This window comes from Saccharopolyspora sp. ASAGF58 (genome assembly GCF_012277335.1).
GTDB classification, from domain to species: domain Bacteria; phylum Actinomycetota; class Actinomycetes; order Mycobacteriales; family Pseudonocardiaceae; genus Saccharopolyspora; species Saccharopolyspora hattusasensis.
Map to the genome: position 1 here is coordinate 5,027,636 of NZ_CP040605.1, position 26,329 is coordinate 5,053,964.

Below are 26,329 nucleotides of genomic sequence, written 5' to 3' on the forward strand. Positions count from 1 at the left end.
TGATCTCGTGGACGAGGGCGAGGGCTTTTTTCGAACTCGGGCCGGATCTTGATCCGGGTGCTGATTTTCTCCGAGAACACCCGCGTGCACTGGGCCCGGGCGAGCGCGTCGAGCGGCTCTGCAGTTCCTGCGTGGCACTGCTGCAACGGGCGTAGCCGATCCGGATTGGCCCGTCGGTGTTGACGTCGTCCGGCTCGGCCACGGGGACCAGATGCCCGGGTCTCCACTCGATGCCCTGGTGGATCTGCACAACAGTGTTTCGGGTTGTGTTGCGGTCTTGACCTCTATCAGGGTCTGGTCGGTAATAGGTCGGCGGTGGCGAAGCCGGCAGCGAGTTCCGGAGAGGTAAGGACCGTCCCGCCCTCGGTGTGGAGTTGGTCGCGGCTGCGTCACAGATAGAGATCCCACAAGTCGGTGAACGCACCGATCAACGCGGGTTCGTGCCGCCGTTCAGGGGTGTGGTCGGGGTCGTCCTCGTGGACCGCCACGAAGAAGGAGCGGCGAAAGTCCGGCTGGCGGGTAAGGCCCCAGCGGTGCCCCCAGGGGATCCAGCTCGACGACGTCTAGACACAGCCCGAGCGCTACGCGCTGCTGTTCGTCGATCTGGGTAGGGCGAGACATTCTTCGCCACTGCTGCAGCAGCGGATCCACGTCGCGGCCGTGGAGTGAGGGCGGTGTCGTGGTCGTGAATCCGGCGGCTGTCATCAGCGCACGGTAATGCTCGGCGGGAAGGAAGGACACCAGGTTCCAGTACCCGGGATCGGCGCCAAGATCGAGCCCGATGCGTAGGTCGGCGGCGGATCCCAGCCATTTGGCATTGACACCGTCGAGCACCTGCAGGGGCCTGTCCGGCTCGGAGGAGAGCTCGCGCATCCACTGCTCAACAATGAGATTCCGTTGGGGCAGGCAGTCGTCGCGGAAACGGCACAACGGACTCGAAGGGTTGCACGACTGACCGGCCGCACCGACCAACACACTGTTCCCAGTTCCTGGCTGGAGGCCCGTTGTTCCCTACTAGCGCATCGTGGTGGACTGCGAGACATGGACGAGCGGAGCTGCTGGTCCGACCGGAGCTGGCTCTAACCCGTTTCATGCTCAAGGGCCGGTCGGCATCGGCTTCAGTTCGTGGTGGGGCCGGTTTCCAGTTTGGTCAGGGCTTGGGTCGCGCGTTCGTGGAGTTGCTGGTCGTCGAGGTCGTCTTCGTCGCGGAGGTCGGGGTCGGCGACGTATTCGTCGCAGTCGAGGAACAGGTCGTTGAGGATCTCGTAGATGGGCTCGGGGAAGTGGCGGGTCGCTGCTTTGAACATCGCCATGTACTGTTCCTCGAACCGGCGCGCTGAGATCTTGCCCGATGTGAAGGCGCGGATGAGCCCAACGTAGTCGGCGACGTCGTTGCTCATGCTCTCGCTCCTGGCTGGTCGCATTGGTGGGCGCACGGTGTTGGCGGCATCATAGCTTTCCTCTGGTCAGGACGTTGGTGAGCTGGTCGGGGTTGAGTCGCCAGCCGCTGAGGAACTCGCCGGTGGGTTTTTGCATGACGAACAGTCCTGTGTTCTTGTCCACTTGGAAGAACACCGGGTCTCCGCGGTAGATGCCGGACATGCGCTCGAGGTCGGGGCGTTGGGTGAAGTCGCGGATAGCTTTCTCGAACTCATCGAAGGCTTCTTTGCTGCGTGGTTTGTCGACGCCGAAGTCGGGTGCGTGTCGGTCGTATTTCTTCTCGATCTGTTTGCGGTCGATCTTGAGTTCCGGTGCGGTGGTCTTACTGGTGCCGACCCGTTCGCCGACCTGGGTGGTTTCGGTCTGGGTGACGTTGGGGTCGGGGGTGTTGTTGATGGTCATGGCCAGGGTGGCGTTGGCTTCGACGGCGGCCACGGTCGTGACCGCGCCGCTGAGGCTGATCACGAACTCTGTGGCGACTGCGGCCATTCGTACACCCGCGGCGTCCAGGACCGCGGCCCCGGCACCGCCTTCCACCGCAAAACCCCCGACCGGTGTGGTCAGCAGGGAAGCGACAAACGCGATGCCGGTGACGGCGGCGAGCTCCAGGCTTGTTTCCTCAACGATGTCGCCGATGGTGTTGCGGGTGCGTTCGACCGAGATGGCGTAGTCGCTGCAACTGTTCGCCAGCGCATCACAGGTAGCGGGAAGTGCGGAGATGAGTGTGTCGTCGCCGGCGGCGACCTTCTGCCAGAACGACTCCAGCGCGTCGAGGTCTTCGGCGATGTTGTTGCTGACCAGCGACTGCAATCGGGCGTGTAGGTCGTTGGCTATGTCGTTGAGGCTGTCGCGTGCTGCGGCGAACGCGGCGGCGACGTCGTGCATGTTGTCGACGTGGCCGTTGGGGTAGTAGGGGTTGACCCAGTCAAAAAAGAAACATTAGAGGCGCGGCTTTCATCACGCAACCATCAGATTGAGCCGGAAGGGAAGGACGTCACCGACTCCACGGCGCTCGCGGGTGGAGTCTCATAGGGTCTGCCACGGGTGCTGTCGACCGCGTAGCGCAAGGGCCGTCGTTTACTCCAACTCCATCGTGCGCTCGAGGTCCAGGGCCAGGCGTAGCGCCAGACTGGCGGGGTCGAGGTGGCGGCCGAGGATCGTCTCCGCGCGCTGAATGCGTTGGGTCACGGTGTTGGGATGGATGCCGAGGCGCTGACCGCACCGGGTCGGGCTCGCGTGTGCGTCCATGTAGTGCCGCAGCGTCTTGATCAGACGTTCGCCGTCTTCGTGGCTGCGCAGTGCCCCGAGGTGGTCATCGACGAACCGCGCGGCCATCTCCTTGTCCTGCGTGGCGAGCACGGTGACCGCGACGTCGGGGAACCGGGTCGGTGCGGGAGTGTGGAGCGCTGTCAGGTCGACGCACGACAGGGCTTCCTGGTGGGTGTGGTGGAACCCGCGGATTCCGCGGCGCGGGGTTCCGAGAGTCAGCCGGATGGTCCTGGGCAGCGAAACCGCGGCCAGGTCGTCGAAGGTCGAGTTCTTGCACGGGGTGAACCAGCCGTGGATGACCGAGGAATCGGTCGTCACGGAGAGGTGTTGCCGAGCGAACCCGAGGAGCTCCCGTCGTGCGAGTTCGGATACCTCCTCGTGTTTCATGGGGTCGACGCTCCAGGCCACGTACCCGATGTGCACCTCATCGATGTGATAACCGAAGAGCTCTCTCAGCTCGCGCACGCCCCCGTTGCCCGACAGCACGGCGCGGACGATCTCGTTGCGCCGCGAATTCGTGGCCCGCATGAGGCTGTCGCGAGCCCGGTTGTAGGTGGTGATCGTCTCGCCGGTCATGGACTGCATGTACTCGAACATGCGGATGGAACCCGACTCGAGCGCCTCGGCGCGACGCGCAACGGTCCACGACTGCTTTTTGCGAAGATGGCTGGTGAATTCGTTCCAAATGGCGGCGTGGCCCAGCTCGTAGGAACGAAGGACGGCCGACAGGGGAATGTTCGAGCGAGCCATCAGGTACGCGAAATCCTGCGCCGGTTTCGGAAGATGCGGGTCCGGGTTCGAACCCATGAGGGTGGCGCGCATGCCCGGCAGGTGCGAGACGATGGCCGCGCGCAACGCCTCCAGCGTGTCCGGATCGGCCGCTCCGAGCTCGGGAATCTCGGCGTGGAGCTGATCGGCGAGCACGGAGAATTTCAGGCGTCCGTGCTGGTCGAGCCAGTTCACGAACGGTTCCAACGGTAGCGGGTTGCCGCCCACCTTCGCATCCAGCATTTCGACACTATGGAGGACACCGGGAGAGCCGTCCACCCCGGTCGTTCCGTTCCGTATGTGATCCCGCCACACAACGGTGTATCAGCAATGGGCATTGGCACTGCTTGAGTCTGTCGCAACGATGGCACGAGTTTCGCTCGAACCCAAAGGAGTGTCCGATGTCGAAATCTTCTGGCGGTCTGCTTTCAGGCCTCGAAGTCGCGGTCACCGTGGACGACCAATTCCAGTGGACCGGGATCCCGTTTCCCGAAGGGCATGGTCCGCACACCGTGTCGAAGAAGATGATGAAGGCTTTTGAAGCCTACGGGGTTCCCGGCGTTTACGCCTTCAACAGCACTGCGCCGACGGAGGAAGATCCGCGCGTGCTCGACATCCTCGATGACTGGTGCGCCGCCGGGCACTACGTCGGCAACCACACGCACCAGCACATCAGCCTCAACTGGCTGGACGTCGACACCTACCTCCGCGACATCGAGACCAGCGAGCGGCTGTTGAGCAGGTGGATAGAGGCATCGCCGTCGCGCTACTTCCGCTACGCCTTCGCCATGGAGGGCGACAGCGCGACCAAGACGAGCCAGGTCCAGACTCACCTGAGCCAAAACGGGTTCCTGTCCTCCCCGGTCACGCTCTGGTTCTACGACGCCCAGTTCATGGTCGCCTATGACCGCGCCCTGCGGCTCACGGACCGGGCGGCGCAGCGCTGGATCGAGGACACCTTGGTCGACACCGCGATCGAGCAGATTAAAAACCAAGCAGCCGCGGCTACTGCCGCGCTCGGCCGGTCACCGGCGCACATCATGCTGATCCACGGCACGACGGTCGCCGGTGCGACCATCGAGCGGATCCTCGGTCGGCTCACCGAGGAAGGCGTCGTGTTCGTCACCTCGGAACGGGCGATGGCCGACCCTGCCAACGTGATCGGTTCGCCGGTGACCACCCGCCAGTTCCGCAACTCGACGCAGAAGTGGGCCGAGCACGCGGGCGTGTCCATCCCGGATGTTCCGCCGGCGGTGCTCGCCGAGGTGGAGAAGGCGGCTCCCATCGAGGGCATGAGTTACGACGAGGTTCTTGGCCGGGCGATCCAGGAGTGGACGCGCCGGGTGTCCTTCACTCCGGTTCCGGCCGACTTCCACTGAGAAGGGACCTGGCATGAGCGAACCGCGAATCCACTCAGGCGGAACTTCTCAGTCGCTGGAGACGCTGCGCACTCGTGCTGCGCGGCTGGCATCGGCCCTCAACGCCGACGGGATCGGTCCGGGCGACCGCGTCGCCGTTGTCATGCGCAATGACATCGCGTTCGTGGAGGTGACGCTCGCGGTCGGGCTCGTCGGGGCTGCCCCGGTTCCGATCAACTGGCACTGGACGGGGGACGACCTCGCACACGCGCTGGCCGACAGCCGCTCCCGGCTCGCGGTGGTCCACACCGACCTGCTGCCGGCCGTGGAGTCCAGCGCACCCGGGCTGCCGATCATCGAGGCGGAGATACCGCGCGGGGTGCGGTGCGCCTACGGGCTGGCCGAACAGCCGTCCACCGGAAGGTGGCCGACGCTGTCGCAGCGCATCGACGACCACGAACCCCGCACCGAACCCTCACCTGCCGCCCCGATGAGCGTGATCTACACGTCCGGCACCACCGGGCGGGCCAAGGGAGTGCTCCGCGACCCGGTCGCGGTGGCCGACCGCCCGACGTTGCTGGCCAACATCGCGAAGCTGTGGCACCTGGCTCCAGCCGAGACGACCCTCATCCCGGCGCCGCTCTACCACTCCGCTCCGAACGTGCACGCCACCTTCGCCGTCGCGCTGGGCATGAACTTGCACATCATGCCTCGCTTCGACGCCGAGGAGTTCCTGCGGCTGGTGCAGGAGCACCGCGTCAACAGCGTGCAGATGGTTCCTACGATGTTCAACCGGCTGCTGCAGCTGCCCGAGCAGGTGCGGCGTTCCTACGACCTCTCCTCGCTGAAGGCCATCGTGCACGCGGCCGCGCCGTGCCCGCGGCACGTCAAGGAAGCCATGATCGGCTGGTTGGGTCCGATCGTGCACGAGTACTACGGCGGCGCCGAGGTGGGTGCCTTCACCGCCTGCGACACGGCGGAGGCCCTGAGCCGTCCGGGCACCGTCGGGCGCCCGATCCTTGATGCCGATGTGCGCATCCTCGGCGAGGACGGAACTGACAAGCCGGTGGGCGAGGACGGCATCGTCTACGGGCGCTGCTTCACTGGCTGGCCGGACTTCACCTACATCGATGACGAGCCCAAACGCCGTCGGATGGAAAGGGACGGATACCTCACCCTCGGCGACATCGGCCACCTCGACGACGAGGGCTATCTCTACCTCAGCGACCGGCTCAACGACATGGTCATCTCGGGCGGGGTGAACATTTACCCCGCCGAGGTCGAGGCGTGCCTGCTCGACCTTGAGGGGGTCGCCGATGTGGCCGTGTTCGGCATCCCCGACCCCGACCTGGGAGAGGTGCTCGCCGCCCACATCCAGCCGATCCCCGGCGCGATCCTCCACCCGGCCGAGATCCGGACCCACGTCGGCTCCCGCCTGGCGCGCTACAAGGTGCCGCGGGAAGTGGTGCTCGCCGACGAGCTGCCGCGCGAGGACACCGGAAAACTGTTCAAGTGCCGTCTCAAGCAGCAGTACCTCGAGGCGGCGGGGCACAACGGGGACGAGGGGGTTGCATGAGTTCGTCCGTGCTTCTTGAGAGCCCGGAGACCGGTATCGCGCGGGTGGTGCTGAACCGGCCCGAGCGTCGCAATGCGCAGAACCCCCAGATGCTCTACGACCTCGACGAGGCGCTGGCGATCGCGGTCCGGGACCGCACAGTCCGGGTGATCATCCTGGCTGGTGCGGGCCCCGACTTCTCCGCCGGACATGATCTCGACGAACGCGACTCGAGGATTCCCGGGCCGTCCGTGGCCACCCTCGAGGGCGCTTTCGACGCCGACGGGGTCGAGGGCAGGCACGCGTTCGAATGCGAGGCCTATCTGGGAATGTGCCGCCGGTGGCGCGATCTGCCCAAACCCACGATCGCCCAGGCCCACGGGCGTTGCATCGCCGGAGCGCTGATGCTGTTGTGGCCGATGGACCTGATCGTGGCCGGCGAATCGGCGACCTTCTCCGATCCGGTAGCGGCATTCGGGCTCAACGGTGCGGAGTACTTCACCCACGTGTGGGAGGTGGGCGCGCGCAAGGCCAAGGAAATGCTGTTCACCGGCGCTCCTGTGACTGCTGCGGACGCACATCGGCTGGGCATGGTCAACCACGTGGTCCCCGACGACGACCTCGCGGACTTCACCCTCGACCTCGCACGGCGGATCGCACGCATGCCCGAGTACGCGCTGCGGCTGGCGAAGTCCAGCGTCAACAACAGCCTCGCCGCCCAAGGCCAGGACGTGGCGCTGGACTCGGCGTTCGCCCTGCACATCGCCGGGCACGCCAACAACCTCTCCCGCCACGGCGACATCATCGACCCCGGTGGTGTCGACACGATCCGGGCGCTGTCCCGCCAGTCGCCGGAGCGTGCGCCGTGACGAATCCATCCCGAACCAGCCCGCGGGAGGCAGCGTTGACCAGCGACACCCGTCCAACCATCGAAGGTTGGCTCGCCGAGTACGACGCACGGGACGCCGACGTCGCGTGGCTGCTGTGCGACCGGCACGACCCGAATGCGGTCGCCTTCACCTTCGTCGACGCCGACCTGCGGACGTACGACCTGACCTTCGGTGAGCTCGCCGAGCGTTCCCGCCGACTCGCCACCGTGCTCGCCGACCACGAATTGCGGCGCGGCAGCAGAGTGCCGGTGCTCATGGGAAAACGACCGGAACTCATCGTCACGCTCGTGGCGATCTGGCGCCTCGGTGCGGTCCACGTGCCGCTGTTCACCGCGTTCGCCACCGGAGCCGTCCAGCTGCGCGTCGAGGCGGCCGGCGCCGAGCTCGTGATCACCGACCCCGCGCAGCGTGCCAAGGTCGACCCGATTCCCGGGATCACGGCACTCGACGTCGTCCAGTTGGAGCGGGCCGCTGCCGACCGTGAACCCCACACCGGGCGGGAGACGGTTGGCGGCGACGGCACATTCCTGCAGCTCTACACCAGCGGCACGACGGGGCGGCCGAAGGGCGTTGCGGTGCCGGTACGGGCGATAGCCGGGTTCCGGTCGTACATGCACTTCGCCATGGACGTCACGGCGGACGACGTGCACTGGAACGCGGCCGACCCCGGGTGGGCCTACGGCCTCTACTACGGCATCGTCACACCACTGGCCGCGGCCCGGCGCAACCTGCTGGTGGACGCCGGATTCACCCCCGAGCTCACCACGGAGGTCCTGCGACGGCAGGCGGTGACCAACTTCGCCGGTGCACCCACCATGTACCGGGCCATCGGCCGCAGCGGCCTCGTCGAGGGCGTGCGGCTGCGGCGTGCGTGTTCGGCGGGAGAGCCACTGACACCTGACATCGTGCGGTGGGCGCGCGAGACCCTCGATGTCGAGATCCGCGACCACTACGGGCAGACCGAACTGGGCATGGTCATCGGCAACTGCGCGCACGAGAACGTGGCACGTCCGCTCAAGGACGCGTCGATGGGACAGCAGCTGCCGGGCATCGTCGCCGACGTCGTCGACGGACGGATCGCGGTGTCGACCAAGAGTCCGCTGTTCTGGTTCACCGGGTACCGGGGAGAGCCCGAGCGCACCGACGAGCGCTTCACCGGGGACGGCGCCTGGTACCTCACCGGCGACACCGGACGTGTCGATGAGGACGGCTACTTCTTCTTCACCGCACGGGACGACGACGTCATCCTGGCCGCCGGATACCGGATTGGACCGTTCGACGTGGAGAGCGTGCTGATCACCCACCCCGCTGTCGCCGACGTCGCCGTGGTGGGGCAGAAGGACCCGGACGGTGTGCGCGGCGAAATCGTGGTGGCCTATGCCGTTCTCCTCGAAGGTGCCGAGCCCGGAGACGACCTCGTTCGGGAGCTTCAGGCGCACGTGCGCGAGCGTTACTCGGCCCATGCCTACCCCCGACTGATCCGGTTCGTGGACGCGCTCCCCAAGACACCCAGCGGGAAGGTGCAGCGGTTCAAACTGCGCGAGCTTCACGCTGACTGACGAACGCACTCGCCAGCTTCCGAAACCCACGCGATTCCAGGAGAAACATGCGCATTGATCCGACAACGGCGGCTGTGGTGACTGGAGGTGCTTCTGGTCTCGGCGAAGCGACCGTGCGGCGCCTGTACCGCGAAGGCGCTTCGGTCGTCATCGCCGACCTGCCCTGCTCCTCAGGTCAGTCGCTAGCTGACGCCCTCGGAGAACGCGCGGTTTTCGTGCCCGCCGATGTTCGAGAAGAAGCGGGAGTGTCACGTGCACTCGATGCCGCTGAGGAATTCGGCGGGCTGCGGGTGGTCATCACGTGCGCCGGGATCGCGACACCGGGGCGGATCCTGGGAAGCGGCGGCCCGCTCTCGCTCGACGAGTTCAAACAGGTGCTGGACATCAACCTCGTCGGCACGGTCAACGTGCTCAGACTCGCCGCCGCGCGGATGTCCGCGAACGAACCGGTCGACGGCGACCGAGGCGTCGTGATCATGACCTCCTCGATCTCCGCCTACGACGGCCAGATCGGCCAAGCCGCTTATGCCGCCAGCAAAGGCGGTATCGCCGCGCTGACGCTCAGCGCCGCGCGTGACCTGGCCGAACACGGGATCCGCGTGAACACCATCGCCCCGGGCATCTTCGCCACACCCCTCATGCTCGGCCTTCCCGACAAAGCACGGAAAACCCTCGAACAGCGCGTACCCCATCCGCCCCGGCTCGGCACACCGGAAGAGTTCGCCTCGCTCGCCGCACACATCATCGACAACCAGATGATCAACGGCGAGGTAATCCGCCTCGACGGCGCCCTACGAATGCCACCGAAGTGACCGTGATCCCCAGGCAGCGCACGAATCCAGCCGGTTCCGTATGCCCGGCTGTTTCGCCTGGTCAACAAAGTGCCCCCGGTGCGATTCGAACGCGCACTGTACGGATTTTGAGTCGGCTTCACGCTGTGGCTCTGGTGTATCGCCTGGTCATTGGGCGTGTGATCTCGCTCGCATGGTGCTCCGTGGGCATGATCGGCGACCGTTCATGCCCAAACCCATGCCCATTGGGGCCACCGTGGATAGTTGCGTGTGCGACGCTTCGCATAAGCGCTGTGATCAACATTCGCGGCGGGGTGGTTGATCCAGTTCGCCTTGCAGGCGGTCCAAGCCGGGCGCGAAGCGGGAGACAGGCGGCCCGGAGCCAGGCGGAGTGACTGTCAAAGCCGAGAACTAAATCCGGCATGGTCACCTTGACCACAGGTGCAGCTGGGCAAGCGGGACAACACAGTGTTGGGCACGTGGCCGAGCTGGTCACCTCGGCCAGTCCGTCCAGCGCGTGGGCGGGCTCCTGCCGTCCCTGAATGTTGTGGGCTTCCCCCGTGGGTGTGGACACTCTGATACTGGATCTTGAGGTCCAGGGGAAGGAGTGTCCCGGTTGGGACGGCCATCGAAGTACAGCGACGAGTTCAAGCGTGATGCGGTGGAGCTGGTGTTCTCCACCGGTCGTCCGATCAACCAGGTCGCCCGCGAGCTGGGCTTGAGTCATGAGACGTTGCGGAATTGGGTGCGTGCGGCCAAGCAGCAGGCCGAGGTCGGCGACGGCGCGGAGGCAGAGGCTGCCGATAAGGATGCTGAGCTGGCCCGCTTGCGGAAGCGGGTCGCGGAGTTGGAGACCGAGAAGGAGATCCTGCGTAAGGCAGCCGCCTATTTCGCGCAGGAGATGGATCGATGACTCACCGCTACCCGTTCATCTCCGCCCACCGTGCCGTCTACGGCGTCAAGCGGTTATGTCGCGTACTCGAGGTGGCCCGCTCGGGCTTTTATAATAAGCAGCACGGCGCATCACCGGGCATCCTGACTTGGTGATCGCCAGTAGCGAGAGCAATCAGTGGAAGATCCGCCATATGGGCTCTGACCAGCGCGGACAGGTTTTAGGCAAGCACATAGTCGATGTTGGACCGACGTGTTTTGTACTGCGGTTTTCTCGGTTTTCGTAGGTAAGTGTCCTTTTAGGACCTGACTGGGGGTCAAGGGGTCGCAGGTTCAAATCCTGTCAGCCCGACGGTGAAGAGGGTCTTCGCAGGTCAGAGCCTGTGAAGACCCTCTTTTTGTGATCATGGTTCGTTCTTCGGAGTCAAGCATGCCGCTTATCGACCCCTTGACTTCGGAGCTTGGACATCCCGCTTTTGGATCTTGAACGGCTCACTGGCGGCCTCTCGACGACCTGGACCGGCTACCTGCGGGACTGGGACCGCAGCCTGCGGTCGGGCAACCACCCGGAGACCACCCGCTACAACTACATGCTGGCCGCCGCACAGTTGACGCGTTACCTCGGCGAGTACTCGCCGGACCCCGAGGCGAGCGCGGCGGCGGAGGACCCCGCGGAGGTCACTAAGGCCCACATCGAGGCGTTCCAGTCCTGGATGATCGAGACGCGCTCGGCCGCCACGGCGGTCAACAAGCACAAGGCCCTGCAGCAGTTCTTCAAGTGGCTGATGCTCGACGAAGCGGAGATCGATCGCTCACCGCTGGAACGGGTCCGGTTGCCCAAGGCCCCGACCAAGCTGGTGCCGGTGATCGACGATGAGGTGACGACACACCTGCTCGAAGGGTGCAAAGGCAAGGGTTTCCTGAGCTTGCGTGATGAAGCGATCATCCGGCTGTTCTGCAACACCGGGGCCAGGCTGTCGGAGGTCGCCGGACTGGCGCTGGAGGATGTCGATCTCAAGACGGAGTCTGTCGTCTTCCACGGCAAGGGAGCCAAGGTACGGCGGGTGCGGATCGGGGCCAGGACCGCCCGGGCGCTGAGCCGGTATGTGCGCGCACGCGCCAAGCGTAAGGGCGCTGAACTACCGGAGTTGTGGTTGGCCGATCGTGGGGGACGGCCGCTGAACGCCAATGGCGTCAAGATCCGGCTCAAGCGACTGGGGAAGGCCGCGGGGCTGGCGGGTCTGCATGCGCACCAGTGGCGTCACACCTACGCCCATCAGTGGGTAGTTGTGGCGCCATCGGTGGGCATGAACGCCGGCCACCCCGGCCCGTTTTCCGCGCCTCTTGAGCATGATCTTTATCCCGTTCGCCTGAAGTGCCTGACCGCCGCATTCGGCCAACCAGAGGCTCGGCGACTCCGCTCCGCGGTGCTTCGCCCGGGCGCGCAGGTACCGACTCACCGCCCGAGCTGTCTTTGGCCCGAACCGAACGCGCCGGAACTTCCCGCCTTTCCCCAGGTACACGACCGAATCGGTGGCCATGTCAATAGCAACCAGGGACAGAACCTTTTTCACTGACCGCCGTCACACGTCGCCCCGGTGGAGAATCTGAGCGTGCTACTCGGGCATTACGAACAAGTTGGCAACGTTCGCAACATGGCGATCACGAGGCGGGAATTGCGTTGGCCCGCGCCGCGCTCCGGCAGTTTCCGGAAACCACAGAAGCCGCCGAGCAGGCACTTGCGGAGGCCCGAGGCGCTCGGGTTCGAAGCCGATGCGGTGCGTGCGCTGAACTGCCTCGGCTGGGTCTGGCTTCGAAGCCGGTGACAACGCAGTGGCTGCAGCGTCCTATCAGCGTGCCGCTGATCGGGCTGGTTTGAGCGCCATGTCCTACGAGAAAGCTCGCGCCTACACCGGTCTGGGTAACGTGGCGGCGTCCGGTGGGCGCAGTACGGAAGCGGTTGCACTTTGGCGGCGCGCCGACGAGACCCACCGTGGGCTCGACCCGGCAACGGTCGCCGAAGCCCGCGCCCGATTCCGTTCCACCACGTCCGGTTCCGCAGCACCAGCCGAACACGAATCCGATTGATCCACGAATCGCACTGATGCCCCTGGCGAACACGCTCCCGTTGATCCCGGGGTCACGTCGGCTAACCGATCGAGTGAGTTCTGGGGCCTGCCCAGCCAGGGCCTTGCGTCTTTGTTCCGGGCTCAGTTGCGGGTTCCGACGAACAGGCCTCGGCCGTTCGGCCCTCCAGGAAGGTATTCCGCGCGGATTCCTGCGTCCTCGAGCGCGGCGGTGTACTCGTCCTCAGTGAACAGGGAGAGGATTTCGAACTCTGTGAAATCCCGGATCCCGGCGGGTTCGGCGACTGTGTAGCGAACGGTCATTCGGCTCGTACGGCCCTCCAGGACCGAGTGCGATAGCCGGCTGATCACCCGCTCGCCGTGGTGAGCGACGGCTCCGGTGACGAACCCGTCGATAAACTTGTCGGGAAACCACCAGGGTTCGATGACCGCGACTCCGCCAGGGGCCAGGTGCCGGGCCATGTTTCGCGTCACGCGTCGCAGTTCGTCAACGGTTCGCATGTAAGCCGCGGTAAAGCACAAGCAGGTGACGACGTCGAATGGCTCGCCGAGGTCGAAATCGCGGATGTCACCAGTGTGAATCGGTACCTCAGGGACTCGTCTGATCGCGATCTCCCGCATCGCATCGGACAGTTCAAGCCCCGCGACCTTCGCGTATTCGGCACGGAACCGCTCTAGGTGCGCCCCGGTCCCACAGGCGATGTCGAGTAGGGACTGTGCTTCGGGCAGCCTGGTGCGTACGAGCTGGCTTATTTCCTCGGCCTCGGTTGCCCAGTCCCGGCCACGCGCGGAGTGGATCGCGTCGTAGATGTCGGCATGGTCTGGACTGTATACCGAGGAGATTTCTTCGAATGTGCCGCTCACGCGCGACATCCTCACTTTCCGAGTGGTGATCTCCAGCTGATGTGTTGATCCACGGCCTTGCGGAACTCGTCAGCCACCGTGCGCACCTCGGCGTCGTCAAGGCTCGGGTGCAGTGGTAGCAGGAGTGTTCTGCGGCAGGCGTGCTCCGCAGAAGGCAGCTTGCAGTCCGCGCGGTAGATGGGGACCTTGTGCAGGGGCGGGTAGCGGAAGCTCGTGTAGATGCCGCGTTCCAGCATTTGTTGCGCTACCTGGTCGCGGATCTCCGGAGCCAGCTGGACCCAGTAGAAGTAGTGTGACGAGACGTGCCCATCCGGTAGCGTCGGCGGCAGGTGGACACCCGGCACATCGGAAAGCAACCGGTCGTACTGCGTAGCGATTTCCCTGCGCCTGCTGACGAAATCTGGCAGTTTGCGCAGTTGCACGCTGCCAAGCGCTGCCGTCATGTCGTTCCCGATCAGCCGGTGGCCGATGTCTTCGACGAAAATATCCCACCAGCGATTGGAAGACTTGGCCGAATCGAATCCGGTCATCTGCTCAAGACCGTGGTAGGCGAGTCGTCTTGCACGGTGCGCCAGCTCGGGGTCCGCCGCGTAGAACATGCCCCCATCCCCGGTAACCAGGATCTTCATCGCATCGAAACTCCAAGTGGCCAGGTCCCCAAAGGTTCCGCAGGCGGTGCCGTGCACGGACGATGCCACCGCGCAGGCGGTATCCTCGATGAGCGCGAGGCCCTTTTCGCGGCAGAAATCGGCGATCTCGGTTACTTCGCCCGGCGAACCTCCATAGTGGAGCAACAACACGGCCTTGGTCGTTGGCGTTATGGCCTTCGCCACATCCTCCAGAGTGGGGTTCAACGTCCGGGGGTCGACGTCGCAGAACACCGGGCGGGCACCGGCGGACACGACGGCGTTGGCGGCCGCTACAAAGCTTATCGAGGGAAGTACCACGTCGTCGCCTGGGCCGAGTTCGAGCACCTGCACCGTAAGGAACAGCGCGGCGGTCCCCGAGTTGACGAAAACGATCTGGTCGGGATCCACGCCCAGGTGGTGGGCGAAGTCGGCCTCGAACGTCCGGGTGCGCGGCCCGAGCCCGATCCAGTTGCTGGCGAACACCTCCGCGATCGCGTCGAGTTCTTCGGCGCCGAGGGTCGGCTGATGCAGGTTGATCACGTTGCTGGAATCCTCCGAGATGCCGCCATGCTAGGAATTCTTAGCCACGAATTCAGCGATTGATTCGACGACGTAGTCGATCATCTGGTCGGTTATGCCGGGGTAGACACCGACCCAGAAGGTTCGGTCGGTGACGATGTCGCTGTTGGTGAGCGCGTCGGCAATCCGGTACCGCACATGCTGGAAGGCCGGATGCCGAGTGATGTTACCGCCGAACAGCAGTCGGGTGCCGATGTTGCGGGATTCCAGGAAGTTCACCAGGGCGGCACGGGTGAACCCAGCGTCTGCACTGACAGTGATCGCAAACCCGAACCAGCTCGGGTCGCTGTGTGGGGTGGCTACCGGCAACAGCAGGCCCGGCAACCCGGACAGCCCTTCGCGCAACCGTCGCCAGTTATGGCGCCGGGCCGACCCGAATGCAGAAATCTTGCCCAGCTGGCTCAGCGCAAGTGCGGCCTGCAGGTCGGTGGTCTTGAGGTTGTAACCGACGTGGGAGAACGTGTACTTGTGGTCGTAGCCGGCTGGGAGAGTACCGAGCTGGTAATCGAACCTCTTGCGGCAGGTGTTGTCCACGCCGGGCTCGCACCAGCAATCCCGCCCCCAGTCACGCAGCGACTCGATGATGCGAGCCAACTCCAGACTGCCGGTCAAGACGCAGCCGCCCTCGCCGCTGGTGATGTGATGGGCAGGGTAGAAGCTGACCGTCGTCAGGTCGCCGAAGGTTCCGGTCAGCTGTCCCCGGTAGGTGGATCCCACCGCATCGCAGTTGTCTTCGATGAGGAACAGCTCGTGTTCTTTTGCGATCTCTGCGATTTCGTCAGCAGGGAAGGGGTTGCCCAACGTGTGCGCCAACATGATGGCTCGCGTACGTTCCGTGACCGCGGCTTTGATGCGGTCCGGCGTCGCGTTGTAGGTGCCGAGTTCCACGTCGACGAATACCGGGACGAGTCCGTTTTGGACCGCGGGGTTGATGGTCGTAGGGAAGCCGACCGCCGCAGTGATCACCTCGTCGCCGGGCCGCAGTCGCGCGTCGCCGAGCTTGGGGGATGTCAGCGAGCTCAGCGCCAGCAGATTGGCCGACGAACCGGAGTTGACGAGGTGAGCCTTGCGGAGGCCGAAGAAGCGGGCGAACTCGGTCTCGAATCGCCGAGCGTTCCCGCCTGCGGCGATCCGGAGCTCAAGCGCGGCTTCCACAAGTGCCATTCGGTCGTCCTCGTCAAGTACGGCGCCCGACGGTCGGATAGGCGTCGATCCGGCTACGAAGGCCGGCGATTCCTGCTCACGGTGGTAATCGCGCACGGCTGCCAATACCCGGTCCTTCGGCGCCATCTCAGTGGTGGTAACACAAGTGTCGTCACACGAAGTCACTCCGCGCGCCCTTTCCCCAGCGCTCTGGGCGTTCTGGTTGTGCATGCAGGCGACCAGGCTTCGCGCCTTGGTGTTCAGGAGAGCTGCACGCGGTTGCGTTGCCTGGCTCGGTCTTGACCCGCATCAGGAAGTGCGGAACCCCCGTAGAACTCCATGATGCGGACACCGAGGATTGCTATCTCAGGCTGGTCGATGATCTGCCGGCCCCGGGACGCCACACCGCCACCGGAGGGACGTGAAAAGCCAATGTGGACAGAGAAGCGTTCATTGACTCGGAACTCCTCGATCGATCTGGCGGACCCGCCTCGATGGACCCGAGGATAGCGGGACCTGCCCTGCCGGCGCTCGCCAAGATCGCTACCTTCACCTGGACGGCCTAAGATGTAGATTACAAACATCCCGCGTACCCGGGATATCGAAGAGTTCTGTGATTCTTGGTACGTTCCCGGTGTTCAATTTTGATCGGAGAGTCCATGCGTGTTCTGTTCACGCCTCTGCCGGCGAGTTCGCACTTCTTCAACCTGGTGCCGTTGGCGTGGGCGTTGCGTGCGGCGGGGCACGAGGTCCGCGTCGCTATCTGCCCCAATATGGTGTCGATGGTCACCGGAGCCGGGCTCACCGCGGTACCCGTTGGCGACGAGCTCGACCTCATCGCCTTGGCAGCCAGAAACGAACTCGTTCTCGACAGTGGCGTCGCGTTCGACGAGAAGGGACGGCTTCCGGAACTCTTCGACCAGCTGCTGTCAATCAACTCCGGCCGAGACATGGACGCCGTAGAACAGCTCCACCTCGTGGATGACCGATCCCTGGACGACCTCATGGGGTTCGCCGAGAAATGGCAGCCCGATCTCGTCGTATGGGACGCGATGGTCTGTTCGGGTCCCGTTGTGGCGCAAGCGCTCGGCGCACGACACGTGCGGATGCTTATCTCGCTGGATGTGTCGGGGTGGCTGCGGTCCGGTTTCCTCGAACATCAGGAATCGAAGCCGTCTGAGCAGCGCGTCGACCCGCTCGGGGAATGGCTCGGCGGGAAGCTTGCCAAGTTCGGTGCCACATTCGACGAGGAGGTAGTGACAGGGCAGGCGACCATAGATCCAATTTCGCCGTGGATGCGACTGCCGGTGGACTTGGACTACATCCCGATGCGCTTCGTGCCGTACAACGGTGCGGCGGTGGTGCCGGCGTGGTTGCGCGAACCATCGACCAGGCGGCGTGTCTGCGTCACCCGCGGGCTGACCAAGCGGCAGCAGAGCAGGGTGGCCGAGCAGTGGGAGGGAGAAGCCCAGGAACAGGCAATGGTGGAAACGTTGTTGCGCGGCGCGGCCGGGCTCGACGTCGAGGTTATCGCCACGCTGTCCGCCGATGAAGTACGGGCGATGGGGGAGTTGCCCGCGAACGTCCGGGTCCACGATTACGTACCGCTCAACGAACTGCTGGAGTCGTGTTCAGCGATCATCCACCATGGTTCCACGACGACGCAGGAAACCGCCACGGTCAACGGCGTACCGCAGCTGATTCTCCCCGGGACCTTTTGGGACGAATCTCGTAGGGCGGAGCTCCTCGCCGATCGGGGAGCGGGTCTGGTTCTCGACCGCGCGACGTTTACGGAAGACGACGTGCGACGTCAGCTTGCCCGCCTGCTCGACGAACCGTCGTTCGCTGCCAACGCGGCGCTGATCCGCCGTGAGATCGAGGAAAATCCCAGCCCGCACGACATCGTGCCACGTCTGGAAAAGCTGGCTGTCGAACGTAAGGACCGCTGAACTGGGAAGTCTGCCGGCCATCCGTGAGCAGCCGATGGCCGGCAAGATCGACGCCGACCAAGTCCCTGAGTCGGATTCTGGTCCGGAATCGCCCATTGGAGTGTTGATCTCCCCAGAGGTTTGCGCTCCAACCGATTTCCGACGAAGATCGTGGCGCCCGCTAAGCAACAGCGCACTACAAGTTGGAAAGGTACGTCATGCCGCGTCCGCAGCGGCTGCCCTGACCGCTTGCATTGCCATGCCACTCACTTCCTGCTTCCGCTGGTGTCGAGAACACCGATCGATGATTCTGAAAGTCGGTGCGCTACCAGGGCGGGTGGGTGTTCACGCCAGTTCGGCCGTCGTCCGAGGGAGAATTGTGACCGACTTGGCAACCATCTGCGAGAATTGGATCCGCCGCTTCCACCCGGCACCCGGGGATGGAACACGTTTGGTCGTGCTACCGCACGCAGGTGGTTCGGCCAGCTTCTACTTCCCGCTGTCCCGAGCGCTCGCGCCGCGGTTCGATGTGCCGGCAGTGCAGTACCCGGGCTGTCAGGTCCGGCTTGCGGAGCCCTGCATCGACGACATCGGCGAGCTCGCGGACCGGATCGCCGCGGTGCTGCAGCCGTGGACGTGCGAGCCGCCGGCGTTTTTCGGCCACAGCATGGGCGCATTGGTTGCTTTCGAGGTGGCGCGTCGGTTGGACGTCGAACCAATTCAGCTGTTCGTCTCGGGTCGTCGCGCGCCGTCTTGGTACCGGGACGAGCGGGTGCATCAGCGCAATGGCGAAGGACTCGTGGCGGAACTGCGCAAACTGAGCGGGACCGCCTCGTGGGTGCTCGGTGACGAGGAACTACTGCGCGTGGTCCTGCCAGCAGTCCGCAGCGACTACCGTGCGGTCGAGACCTACGGATGTGCGCCCGGGGCGAAGGTGGGTTGCCCGATCACCGTGCTGGTGGGAGATGCCGACCCGAAGGTCACCCTGGATGAGGTGGAAGCCTGGCGAGAGCACACCGAGGCTGAGGCCGACGTCCGTGTCTTCTCCGGCGGGCATTTCTTCATGACCGAACGCCAGGACGAGGTGCTCGCGGTCATTACGGGCGGATCGCTTCGATGATCCTCGCCAGGCCGCTGGACCAGACCGCGATGCCCCTGGGAGTCGGCGTGCACATCGTCACGGCAGTGAGGGATTGGCCATGAGCAGTTCTGCCGAAGCTGAGGCAAGTGCTGCTGCGCCGCTCGGCAGCAACAACACGCGGCGGTTCGTCGACTCTGCGCTGAGCGCTTGCAATGGCGGGCTTCCGACCACGCAGTTCCACTGCTGGCTGGCCGATCGGCTGGACGAGAACAGCTTCGAGACCGATCGTATCCCGTTCGACCGCCTGTCGAAATGGAAATTCGATGCCGGCACTGAGAACCTGGTTCATGCTGACGGCAGGTTTTTCACGGTAGAAGGCCTGCAGGTCGAGACCAACTATGGCGCGGCACCCAGCTGGCACCAACCGATCATCAACCAGGCTGAAGTAGGCATCCTCGGCATTCTCGTCAAGGAGATCGACGGCGTGCTGCACTGCCTCATGTCAGCCAAGATGGAACCCGGCAACGTCAACGTCCTGCAGCTCTCGCCGACGGTTCAGGCAACTCGGAGCAACTACACGCAGGCACATCGTGGCAGCGTTCCGCCCTATGTGGAATACTTCCTGGGGCGGGGCCGCAGCCGCGTGCTGGTAGACGTGCTCCAGTCTGAACAGGGGGCCTGGTTCTACCGGAAGCGCAACCGGAACATGGTGGTGGAAGTCGACGAGGAAGTGCCAGTCCTGCCCGACTTCTGCTGGTTGACCCTCGGCCAGGTGCTGGATCTCCTTCGTCAGGACAACATCGTCAACATGGACACCCGGACGGTGCTGTCTTGCATCCCATTCCACGATTCCGCCACCGGGCCCGAACCAGCCGCCTCGGAGGAGCCCTTCCGGCAGGCGGTGGCCAGGTCGCTCTCGCACGGCACCGATTCGGCGAGCATGACCGAGGCGGTCGGTTGGTTCGAGGAAGCCAAGGCCCGCTACAGCTTGCGGGCAACGCGCGTTCCGCTAAGCAGGGTCGACAAGTGGTATCGCACCGACACCGAGATCGCCCACCAGGACGGCAAGTACTTCTCGGTGATCGCAGTGTCGGTGTCCGCGACCAATCGTGAGGTCTCCAGCTGGACTCAGCCGATGATCGAACCGCGAGAACCAGGTGAGATCGCACTGTTGGTCAAGCGGATCGGAGGAGTGCTGCACGGTTTGGTCCGCGCCCGGGTAGAGGCTGGTTACAATTCGACGGCGGAAATCGCTCCCACGGTCCAGTGCAGTCTGGCCAACTACCACAGCACTCCGCGCAACGACTGGCCGCCGTTCGTGGACGACGTGCTCACCGCCGATCCCGAAACCGTGCGGTACGAATCGATCCTGTCCGAAGAAGGCGGCCGATTCTACCAGGCGCAGAACAGGTACCGGATCATCGAGGTGCCTGAGTACTTTGCGGCACGACCGCCGAGCGACTTCCGGTGGATGACTTTGGGACAGTTGGGCGAATTGCTCCGGAGCACCCACTTCTTGAACATCCAGGCGCGCAGCTTGGTCGCCTCCCTGCATAGCTTGTGGGCGTTGGGGCGATGACCGGCTCGATGCGAAAGCCGGTGCGCATCGGTGTGCTCGGGTGTGCTTCCTTTGCCTGGCGGCGGATGCTGCCCGCGATGTGCGACGTGGCCGAAACAGAGGTGGTGGCGGTGGCGAGCCGTGATCCGGCGAAAGCCGAACGGTTCGCAGCACGGTTCGAATGCGAGGCGGTGCTGGGTTACCAGCGGCTCCTGGAACGGGCCGACATCGATGCAGTCTACCTGCCGTTGCCCCCTCGCATGCATGCTGAGTGGATCGGCAAGGCACTTGAGGCAGGCAAACACGTGCTTGCCGAGAAACCGCTGACGACGACGGCGTCCGACACCGCTCGCCTGGTCGGGCTGGCCAGGAGGAAGAACCTGCTGCTGCGGGAGAATTACCTGTTCCTCCACCACGGCCGGCACGACGTGGTCCGCGACCTGCTGCAATCCGGGGAGATCGGTGAGCTTCGGGAGTTCGTCGCCGTGTTCGGAATTCCGCCGCTTCCCGACACGGATATCCGCTATCGCACCGAACTCGGTGGCGGCGCGTTGCTGGACATCGGTGTCTATCCCGCCCGTGCGGCTCGGCTCTTTCTTTCCGGTCCGCTCACGGTTGTCGGCGCGAGCTCGCACGAGGCTCAGGAGTCGGGGGTCGACTTGTCGGGCAGCGCGCTGCTCCAATCGGAAGGTGGCACCGTTGCCCACCTCGGATACGGTTTCGTGCACCACTACCGCAGCGCGTACGAGCTGTGGGGGAGTCGCGGACGAATCGTCATCGATCGGGCGTTCACTCCGCCCGCCGAGTGGCAGGCCGTGATCCGAATCGAGCGCAAGGGCGTCGTCGACGAGTTGTCCTTGCCAGCGGAAGATCAGGTTTGCAAGGCGGTCACCGCCTTCGCACGCGACATCAGAGCAGAGGCAGGCGTGGACGACACTGCGGTGGCCGCAGATTCGGGCGAATCGATGATCCAGCAGGCCGTGCTGGTGGAGGCGATCGGTCAGGCCCGCCGGTGCAGGTCCACGTAGCCGTCCGGCATCCGCTCACCCGTCATCGCGGACCGCTGATCGCAGGCGGTTCGGAGAAGTGCTCGTCGAACCAGGAGACGACAACTCGTGAGCTGGCCAGGGCAGCGGGGAAGTGAGCCAACCCGGAGAGCGGATGCCACCGCACCGGCGTACCCGCCGCGCGGTAGTTGTCCCGGAGTCGCTCGCCGAACGCGAACGGAACGATCTCGTCGTCCGTACTGTGGTAGACGAGCGTTGGGACCACCGGGCCGCCGCTCCTACCTGCGATGCTCTCTGCGAGTCGTGCTCGCCATCGAGGGTGCTCGAAAAGGTCGGCAGTGTCGAGGAAATCGCTCAGCTCCCGGCCGAGGAACCGGGTGACGAGTTCGGGTGCGCCGAGCTGACGAACTTGATCAACGGCGATACGACCGGCTTCGGTGAGCAGCTCGTCGAATGGCAGATCGGGGTAGGCGGCGGCATGCCCGACCAGCCCGGCCAGCACCGGCCCGGTGAACACCCCGTCATTTCGGTGGATGATGTCCAGCAGATCGATCGGCACCGCACCTGCGGCCGCGGCGCGGATTGGCAATTCAGGGGCGTAGGTGGGGTGCAGTTCGCCGGCGAAGGCCGAGGCTTGCCCACCCTGCGCATAGCCCCAGATGCCGACCGGGCAGTCGGTCCCCAGGCCCGAGCCCGGTAGCCGCTGCGCCGCGCGGGCGGCATCGAGCATGGCGTGTCCCTGCGCCCTGCCGACGGTGTAGGTGTGCGTTCCCGGAGTACCGAGACCCTCGTAGTCGGTGATGACCACGGCCCACCCGCGGTCGAGCGCCACGGCGATCAGCTCGGTCTCTGGCTCGGTCCCGGATCGGAGCAGGTAGGACGGGGCAACTTGGCTGCCGAGGCCGTGGGTGCCCACTGCGAAAGTGATGATAGGGCGATTCTTGCCCGGCCACGGGATGTCCGGCACCAGAACGGTGCCGGAGACGGCGTTCGGCCTGCCAAGGGCGGAGTTGGATCGGTAGAGGATTTGCCAGGCCCTGGCTGCGACGGGTTCGCCCGTGCTGTGCCGTGCCGTGACGGGCCGGGCCCTGATGAGCGTGCCCGGGGCACCCGGCGGCAGCGGCGTCGGCGGTCGGTAGAAGGGATCGTCCGCGGGTGCCCGCAGATCGTCGCCGACCAGGCCGGCGTACTCGGAGGCCATCAGGACTGCTTCTTTCGAGCCTGCAGGAGCATGAAACCCATGCTTTCCTCGTTGCTGGCGTAATCCGGATGTTTCCGGTATTCCGCGACCGCGGCGATCAGCTGTGCCGGTCCCGGTCCGTGCTTCGCCGCGATGTCTCCCAGGTAGCGTTGCTGGTAGGTGCCGGCAGCCGCAGGCTCGACGCCGGCGAGCTCATCGAGTTTCCGGAGCAACTCGTCGACATACCAGGAGACCATGCACCTGGTCTGCGCCGTCAGGTCGGTGACTTCGAGAATCTCGAAGCCGGCTTCGCTTACCAGCGCGGTGAGGCTGTTCAAGGTATGGCCGGTCGTGCCCGTCCAAACCGCCGCGTACTCTTCCGGGAGTCGAGCACGAGTGATGATGTCCCCGAGGACGAACCGGCCGCCAGGTTCCAGGACTCGGTGGACCTCGCGGATAGCGGCAGCCTGGTCCTCGATCTGCACCACGGACTGCATCGCCCATGCGGCGTGAAAGAAACCGTCCGGGTAGGGCAGCAGGGCGCCGTCGACTAGGTCGAACCGAAGACTGCCGGCCAGTCCGGTCTCATTGGCGAGCCTGGTGGCGGCGGCGAGATGCTGGGCGTTCACGGTGATTCCGGTGACTCGAACGCCTTTGGCGCGTGCCGCGCGGACTACGGGCTGCCCGTTGCCGCAGCCCAGGTCGAACAGGTGCGCTCCGGGGCGGAGCGCGGCCTTGTCGATGAACAGGTCGGTCAGGTGGTCGGCAGCATCCGACCATGGTGTGGCCCCGGCATCCTCCCGATATCCGCCCGCCCAGTATCCGTGGTGCAGGGCACGCCCTTGCGCCAACGCGTCGAAGATGGACTCCACCTGATCCGCGGTTGGAAAGGCCTGTGCGTTCGACCCTTTGCTGTTCACTTGTCCTCCGCGCTGTTCACGTCGGCCAGGTGCAATATGTCGTCCAGGCTCCTTGGCACCCAAGCAGGAACGCCGCCTTCGGCGTTGACGCCTTTCTCCAGGAACGCGATGTTGTGGTAGACGTGGAGGCCGACCACATTGCGTTCCAGGTAGCTCGGCTCGTACGAACCCGCATGCGGCTGCTCCTCGTGCTGAACGCCTTCCAACAGGTTCTTGAGCAGGCTGACCGTGGTGCCGGGCGCGGCCGGGGCCTGCGCCTGCCCACCGAATCCGGGAGCATAAGTCGTCCACAGATCCTCGATCACGTATACGCCACCGCCGCGCAACCGAGGAAACAGCGTTTCCAGGGACGTGCGCACGTGGCCGTTGATATGGCTGCCGTCGTCGATGATGATGTCGAACGGTCCGTACTCGTCGTCAACGGCGGCCAGCTCCTCGGGCTTGCTCTGGTCGGCGCGGACCGTGTAGAGCCGCTGCTGGTCGAGGAAGGACTTGTCGAAGACGTCCATCCCGAACACGAGGCCGCGGTGGAAGTAGCGCTTCCACATTTTCAGGGACTCGCCGCCGCCACCGTCGAAGTTGTAGCCACCGACACCGATCTCCAGGATGCGCACCGGGCGATCACGGAACTCGCCGAGATGTCGCTCGTACAGCGGGGTGAACCAGTGCAGACCGCCCCACTTGTCCGTGCGGTAGTGGGAGGCGAGCTGGTCGAGGTCGGGACGTCGGTGCCCGCAGCCGGCGACCACTGCGGAGATGGCCTGGAAGCCATCGGACAGTTCGGACGGGCCGGGCATCGAACCGGATGTGGTGGTTCGGAGGAAGTTGGCGCTCCTGGCACCGACGGCCCTCGGAGCTCCTGGGCCGAACAATTCGGCGATGAGATCGGTGAGCTCGTAACCGATCCGCAGCGAGACGTCTCCGACCGGTCGTTGCTCGGCCTTGATCAGCTCACCGGACTGTAGCTTCAGGACGAAGTCAACGGTCTCGACCCCGTGGGTGATCTGGACCGCGACCTCGGTCGGTTCGATGTCGGGGGCCGGTTCCGCGCGGAAGAGGATCTCCTCGATCAGCACGGGTGCGATCCTGGCCAATCCGAGTTCGGTGGTCAGTTCGGCCAGGCTCGCCGCGCTGGATCCGGCGGCGAGGATGATGCGTTCCACGGTTTCGATCTCGTGCGTTGCGGACATCGTGACGGACTCCTCATGGCTGACCGGGTGAAAGCCGTTCCGGCGGTTTGATCGACAGGCCGTGCTGGAAGATGTTCTGCGGGTCCCAACGCGCTTTGGCTCGTTGCAGCCGCGGGTAGTTGTCCTTGTAGTACAGGTCGTGCCAGGCAACTCCGGAGGTGTTCCACAATGGATCGGCCAGGTCGGTGTCCGGGTAGTTGATGTAAGAGCCGTCGACACGGGTACCTGGCACCGGAACTCCGCCGGTTTCGGCGTACATCTCGCGGTAGAAACCGCGAATCCAGGTCAGATGCCGCTCGTCCTCGGCGGGCTCCGACCAGTTCGTGACGAACAGCGCTTTGAGAACCGAGTCGCGCTGAGCGAGCGCTGTGGCGGACGGCGCCACGGCATTCGCCCTACCGCCGTAACCGAGCAGCAACAGCGCCGCTGAAGGGTTGTCGTATCCGGAGTCGGTCAGCCGCCGGTAAACGGTGGCTAGTTGTGTTTCGGACAGCCCGGTGCGCAAGTAGGCGGCTTTGACCTTGGTCCGCTGCACGCCCGGTTCGCCGCCTTCGGCGATCGACCCGGACACCTGGGTCGAACGCAACCACGGCAGAGTTTCCCGCAGCCCTTCGGCTGGAGTCACGCCGACCTGGTCGTTGATCGCCGACAGGTGTTCGGCCAAGGTGCGTTCCGCGTTCGGATCCGTGCCGTCCAGGTGGATGTTCAGCGTGACGTAGCCTGCTTGGCGGTGTGCGCAGACGAGCGTGCTGAACAACCCGAGTTGCGTGGATTCCGGCGCGCTGTGCTGCTCGTACCAAGTGCCAAAGTTCCGTAGCAGCAGGGCGAATGACTGCTCTGTCAGTTCGCGCCACGGCCAGTGGAACGATCGGAGCAGCACCGTCGCGGGCGGCCGTGGCAGGAGCTCCGCGGGGTCGGTGCTAACCACGTCCGCCGCTCGGAGCCAGAACCTGGTGACGACACCGAAGTTGCCGCCACCGCCACCGGTGTGCGCCCACCATAAGTCGTGACCGGCACCCGTGGAGTTCCGGTCGACCTCGACGATGTGCACTTCACCGGCCCGGTCGACCACGACGACCTCGACTCCTTGAAGGTAGTCGACGACCGAACCGAATCGGCGCGACAGCGGGCCGTATCCCCCGCCGAGGATGTGCCCGCCCGCACCCACCCCGGGACATGCGCCGGTCGGGATCGTCACCCCCCAGTTCTTGAACAGGGTTCGGTACACCTGCCCGAGGGCGGCGCCCGCCTCGATCGCGAATGCCCCGCGCGCGGTGTCGAAGGACACGCGGTTGAGCTCGGAGAGGTCGACGAGCACTCGGATCGCCGGGTCCGCAACGAGGTTCTCGAAGCAATGCCCGCCGCTGCGCACCCCTACCCGTCTGCCGGTGCGAACGGCATCGGTGACAGCGTGCACGACGTCTTCGGCGGAGCCGGCGATGTGGATGCGTTCGGGCTTTCCGGTGAAACGGGGGTTGTGCCCGACGACGAGGTCCGGATAACGAGGATCGTTGGGCTCGACGGTGATCTCTGTTCCTGGGGTTCGACGATTCATGGTTGCTGGGTCATGGAAATCGGGCACCGCCCCTCCTTTGCTGACTGGTCCACTTTGTTCGCCCTCGGCCGAGATCATCCACGCGTC

Annotated in this window: 23 protein-coding genes; 12 read left to right on the plus strand and 11 right to left on the minus strand. The window is 64.9% G+C overall.

Annotation, left to right across the window (positions count from 1 at the left end):
- Window positions 1-450: 450 nt before the first annotated feature.
- The 4 genes from FDZ84_RS24060 to FDZ84_RS24075 all read right to left on the minus strand — a co-directional run bounded on the left by FDZ84_RS24060 (window position 451) and on the right by FDZ84_RS24075 (window position 3,720).
- Window positions 451-873, minus strand: a complete 423-nt coding sequence (locus FDZ84_RS24060) for a hypothetical protein (protein ID WP_168587742.1) — start codon at window positions 871-873, stop codon at window positions 451-453.
- 245 nt (window positions 874-1,118) lie between these two features.
- A complete protein-coding gene (locus FDZ84_RS24065; protein WP_168587743.1) occupies window positions 1,119-1,400 on the minus strand; it encodes a colicin immunity domain-containing protein in 282 nt (93 codons plus the stop codon).
- 49 nt (window positions 1,401-1,449) lie between these two features.
- A complete protein-coding gene (locus tag FDZ84_RS24070) occupies window positions 1,450-2,325 on the minus strand; it encodes a colicin D domain-containing protein (protein ID WP_168587744.1) in 876 nt (291 codons plus the stop codon).
- A 192-nt stretch (window positions 2,326-2,517) separates the two neighbouring features.
- Window positions 2,518-3,720: a CdaR family transcriptional regulator gene (locus tag FDZ84_RS24075; RefSeq protein WP_168587745.1), complete on the minus strand. Its 1,203-nt coding sequence runs from the start codon at window positions 3,718-3,720 to the stop codon at window positions 2,518-2,520.
- A gap of 158 nt (window positions 3,721-3,878) precedes the next feature.
- Here FDZ84_RS24075 and FDZ84_RS24080 point away from each other — a divergent pair, with 158 nt between their 5' ends.
- From FDZ84_RS24080 to FDZ84_RS24115, 8 genes are all read left to right on the plus strand, one after another.
- A complete protein-coding gene (locus FDZ84_RS24080; protein ID WP_168587746.1) occupies window positions 3,879-4,856 on the plus strand; it encodes a polysaccharide deacetylase family protein in 978 nt (325 codons plus the stop codon).
- Between the two features lie 13 nt (window positions 4,857-4,869).
- Window positions 4,870-6,411 carry an AMP-binding protein gene (locus FDZ84_RS24085; protein ID WP_168587747.1) on the plus strand — a complete coding sequence of 514 codons (1,542 nt, stop codon included), beginning with the start codon at window positions 4,870-4,872 and terminating at the stop codon, window positions 6,409-6,411.
- A complete protein-coding gene (locus FDZ84_RS24090; RefSeq protein WP_168587748.1) occupies window positions 6,408-7,259 on the plus strand; it encodes an enoyl-CoA hydratase in 852 nt (283 codons plus the stop codon). Before FDZ84_RS24085 ends, FDZ84_RS24090 begins: the two co-directional genes overlap by 4 nt.
- 35 nt (window positions 7,260-7,294) lie before the next feature.
- Complete coding sequence (locus FDZ84_RS24095; protein ID WP_168587749.1) at window positions 7,295-8,839, plus strand: AMP-binding protein; 1,545 nt, start codon at window positions 7,295-7,297, stop codon at window positions 8,837-8,839.
- A gap of 47 nt (window positions 8,840-8,886) precedes the next feature.
- Window positions 8,887-9,651, plus strand: a complete 765-nt coding sequence (locus FDZ84_RS24100; protein ID WP_168587750.1) for an SDR family NAD(P)-dependent oxidoreductase — start codon at window positions 8,887-8,889, stop codon at window positions 9,649-9,651.
- A 595-nt stretch (window positions 9,652-10,246) separates the two neighbouring features.
- Complete coding sequence (locus FDZ84_RS24105) at window positions 10,247-10,543, plus strand: transposase (protein WP_168587751.1); 297 nt, start codon at window positions 10,247-10,249, stop codon at window positions 10,541-10,543.
- Window positions 10,540-10,677, plus strand: coding sequence for a hypothetical protein (locus FDZ84_RS24110; RefSeq protein WP_168587752.1), 138 nt, complete (start codon window positions 10,540-10,542; stop codon window positions 10,675-10,677). Before FDZ84_RS24105 ends, FDZ84_RS24110 begins: the two co-directional genes overlap by 4 nt.
- Before the next feature lie 320 nt (window positions 10,678-10,997).
- Complete coding sequence (locus FDZ84_RS24115; RefSeq protein WP_256413770.1) at window positions 10,998-12,098, plus strand: tyrosine-type recombinase/integrase; 1,101 nt, start codon at window positions 10,998-11,000, stop codon at window positions 12,096-12,098.
- A gap of 633 nt (window positions 12,099-12,731) precedes the next feature.
- Here the strand turns inward: FDZ84_RS24115 and FDZ84_RS24120 are convergent.
- The 3 genes from FDZ84_RS24120 to rfbH are packed head-to-tail and all read right to left on the minus strand — an operon-like array spanning window position 12,732 to window position 15,970.
- The gene (locus FDZ84_RS24120) at window positions 12,732-13,472 is read right to left on the minus strand and encodes a class I SAM-dependent methyltransferase (RefSeq protein WP_210435079.1); all 741 of its coding nucleotides are present in this window, start codon (window positions 13,470-13,472) and stop codon (window positions 12,732-12,734) included.
- 11 nt (window positions 13,473-13,483) lie between these two features.
- Window positions 13,484-14,641, minus strand: a complete 1,158-nt coding sequence (locus tag FDZ84_RS24125) for a DegT/DnrJ/EryC1/StrS family aminotransferase (RefSeq protein ID WP_168587754.1) — start codon at window positions 14,639-14,641, stop codon at window positions 13,484-13,486.
- A gap of 30 nt (window positions 14,642-14,671) precedes the next feature.
- A complete protein-coding gene (gene rfbH / locus FDZ84_RS24130; RefSeq protein ID WP_168587755.1) occupies window positions 14,672-15,970 on the minus strand; it encodes a lipopolysaccharide biosynthesis protein RfbH in 1,299 nt (432 codons plus the stop codon).
- A 512-nt stretch (window positions 15,971-16,482) separates the two neighbouring features.
- Here rfbH and FDZ84_RS24135 point away from each other — a divergent pair.
- The 4 genes from FDZ84_RS24135 to FDZ84_RS24150 all read left to right on the plus strand — a co-directional run bounded on the left by FDZ84_RS24135 (window position 16,483) and on the right by FDZ84_RS24150 (window position 21,418).
- A complete protein-coding gene (locus FDZ84_RS24135) occupies window positions 16,483-17,772 on the plus strand; it encodes an activator-dependent family glycosyltransferase (RefSeq protein WP_168587756.1) in 1,290 nt (429 codons plus the stop codon).
- A 436-nt stretch (window positions 17,773-18,208) separates the two neighbouring features.
- Window positions 18,209-18,871 carry a thioesterase II family protein gene (locus tag FDZ84_RS24140; RefSeq protein WP_246868382.1) on the plus strand — a complete coding sequence of 221 codons (663 nt, stop codon included), beginning with the start codon at window positions 18,209-18,211 and terminating at the stop codon, window positions 18,869-18,871.
- A 79-nt stretch (window positions 18,872-18,950) separates the two neighbouring features.
- The gene (locus tag FDZ84_RS24145) at window positions 18,951-20,411 is read left to right on the plus strand and encodes an NDP-hexose 2,3-dehydratase family protein (protein WP_168590308.1); all 1,461 of its coding nucleotides are present in this window, start codon (window positions 18,951-18,953) and stop codon (window positions 20,409-20,411) included.
- Complete coding sequence (locus FDZ84_RS24150) at window positions 20,408-21,418, plus strand: Gfo/Idh/MocA family protein (RefSeq protein WP_246868383.1); 1,011 nt, start codon at window positions 20,408-20,410, stop codon at window positions 21,416-21,418. The genes FDZ84_RS24145 and FDZ84_RS24150 overlap by 4 nt, the downstream gene beginning before the upstream one ends.
- Before the next feature lie 22 nt (window positions 21,419-21,440).
- On the opposite strand, the gene FDZ84_RS24155 is transcribed toward FDZ84_RS24150, so the two are convergent.
- The 4 genes from FDZ84_RS24155 to FDZ84_RS24170 are packed head-to-tail and all read right to left on the minus strand — an operon-like array spanning window position 21,441 to window position 26,269.
- Window positions 21,441-22,598 (minus strand): lipase family protein, encoded by a 1,158-nt coding sequence (locus tag FDZ84_RS24155; protein WP_168587758.1) that lies wholly within the window; start codon window positions 22,596-22,598, stop codon window positions 21,441-21,443.
- A complete protein-coding gene (locus FDZ84_RS24160; RefSeq protein WP_168587759.1) occupies window positions 22,598-23,497 on the minus strand; it encodes a cyclopropane-fatty-acyl-phospholipid synthase family protein in 900 nt (299 codons plus the stop codon). The genes FDZ84_RS24155 and FDZ84_RS24160 overlap by 1 nt, the downstream gene beginning before the upstream one ends.
- A complete protein-coding gene (locus tag FDZ84_RS24165) occupies window positions 23,494-24,687 on the minus strand; it encodes a class I SAM-dependent methyltransferase (protein ID WP_168587760.1) in 1,194 nt (397 codons plus the stop codon). The genes FDZ84_RS24160 and FDZ84_RS24165 overlap by 4 nt, the downstream gene beginning before the upstream one ends.
- A gap of 13 nt (window positions 24,688-24,700) precedes the next feature.
- Window positions 24,701-26,269 carry an FAD-binding oxidoreductase gene (locus tag FDZ84_RS24170; RefSeq protein ID WP_246868384.1) on the minus strand — a complete coding sequence of 523 codons (1,569 nt, stop codon included), beginning with the start codon at window positions 26,267-26,269 and terminating at the stop codon, window positions 24,701-24,703.
- Window positions 26,270-26,329 lie beyond the last annotated feature (60 nt).

Coding starts and splice junctions, on each gene's coding strand:
- FDZ84_RS24060 (WP_168587742.1), bottom strand. CDS start 873: ATGCGCGAGCTCTCCTCCGAGCCGGACAGGCCCCTGCAGGTGCTCGAC.
- FDZ84_RS24065 (WP_168587743.1), bottom strand. CDS start 1,400: ATGAGCAACGACGTCGCCGACTACGTTGGGCTCATCCGCGCCTTCACA.
- FDZ84_RS24070 (WP_168587744.1), bottom strand. CDS start 2,325: ATGCACGACGTCGCCGCCGCGTTCGCCGCAGCACGCGACAGCCTCAAC.
- FDZ84_RS24075 (WP_168587745.1), bottom strand. CDS start 3,720: ATGCTGGATGCGAAGGTGGGCGGCAACCCGCTACCGTTGGAACCGTTC.
- FDZ84_RS24080 (WP_168587746.1), top strand. CDS start 3,879: ATGTCGAAATCTTCTGGCGGTCTGCTTTCAGGCCTCGAAGTCGCGGTC.
- FDZ84_RS24085 (WP_168587747.1), top strand. CDS start 4,870: ATGAGCGAACCGCGAATCCACTCAGGCGGAACTTCTCAGTCGCTGGAG.
- FDZ84_RS24090 (WP_168587748.1), top strand. CDS start 6,408: ATGAGTTCGTCCGTGCTTCTTGAGAGCCCGGAGACCGGTATCGCGCGG.
- FDZ84_RS24100 (WP_168587750.1), top strand. CDS start 8,887: ATGCGCATTGATCCGACAACGGCGGCTGTGGTGACTGGAGGTGCTTCT.
- FDZ84_RS24110 (WP_168587752.1), top strand. CDS start 10,540: ATGACTCACCGCTACCCGTTCATCTCCGCCCACCGTGCCGTCTACGGC.
- rfbH (WP_168587755.1), bottom strand. CDS start 15,970: ATGGCGCCGAAGGACCGGGTATTGGCAGCCGTGCGCGATTACCACCGT.
- FDZ84_RS24135 (WP_168587756.1), top strand. CDS start 16,483: ATGCGTGTTCTGTTCACGCCTCTGCCGGCGAGTTCGCACTTCTTCAAC.
- FDZ84_RS24145 (WP_168590308.1), top strand. CDS start 18,951: ATGAGCAGTTCTGCCGAAGCTGAGGCAAGTGCTGCTGCGCCGCTCGGC.
- FDZ84_RS24150 (WP_246868383.1), top strand. CDS start 20,408: ATGACCGGCTCGATGCGAAAGCCGGTGCGCATCGGTGTGCTCGGGTGT.
- FDZ84_RS24155 (WP_168587758.1), bottom strand. CDS start 22,598: ATGGCCTCCGAGTACGCCGGCCTGGTCGGCGACGATCTGCGGGCACCC.
- FDZ84_RS24165 (WP_168587760.1), bottom strand. CDS start 24,687: ATGTCCGCAACGCACGAGATCGAAACCGTGGAACGCATCATCCTCGCC.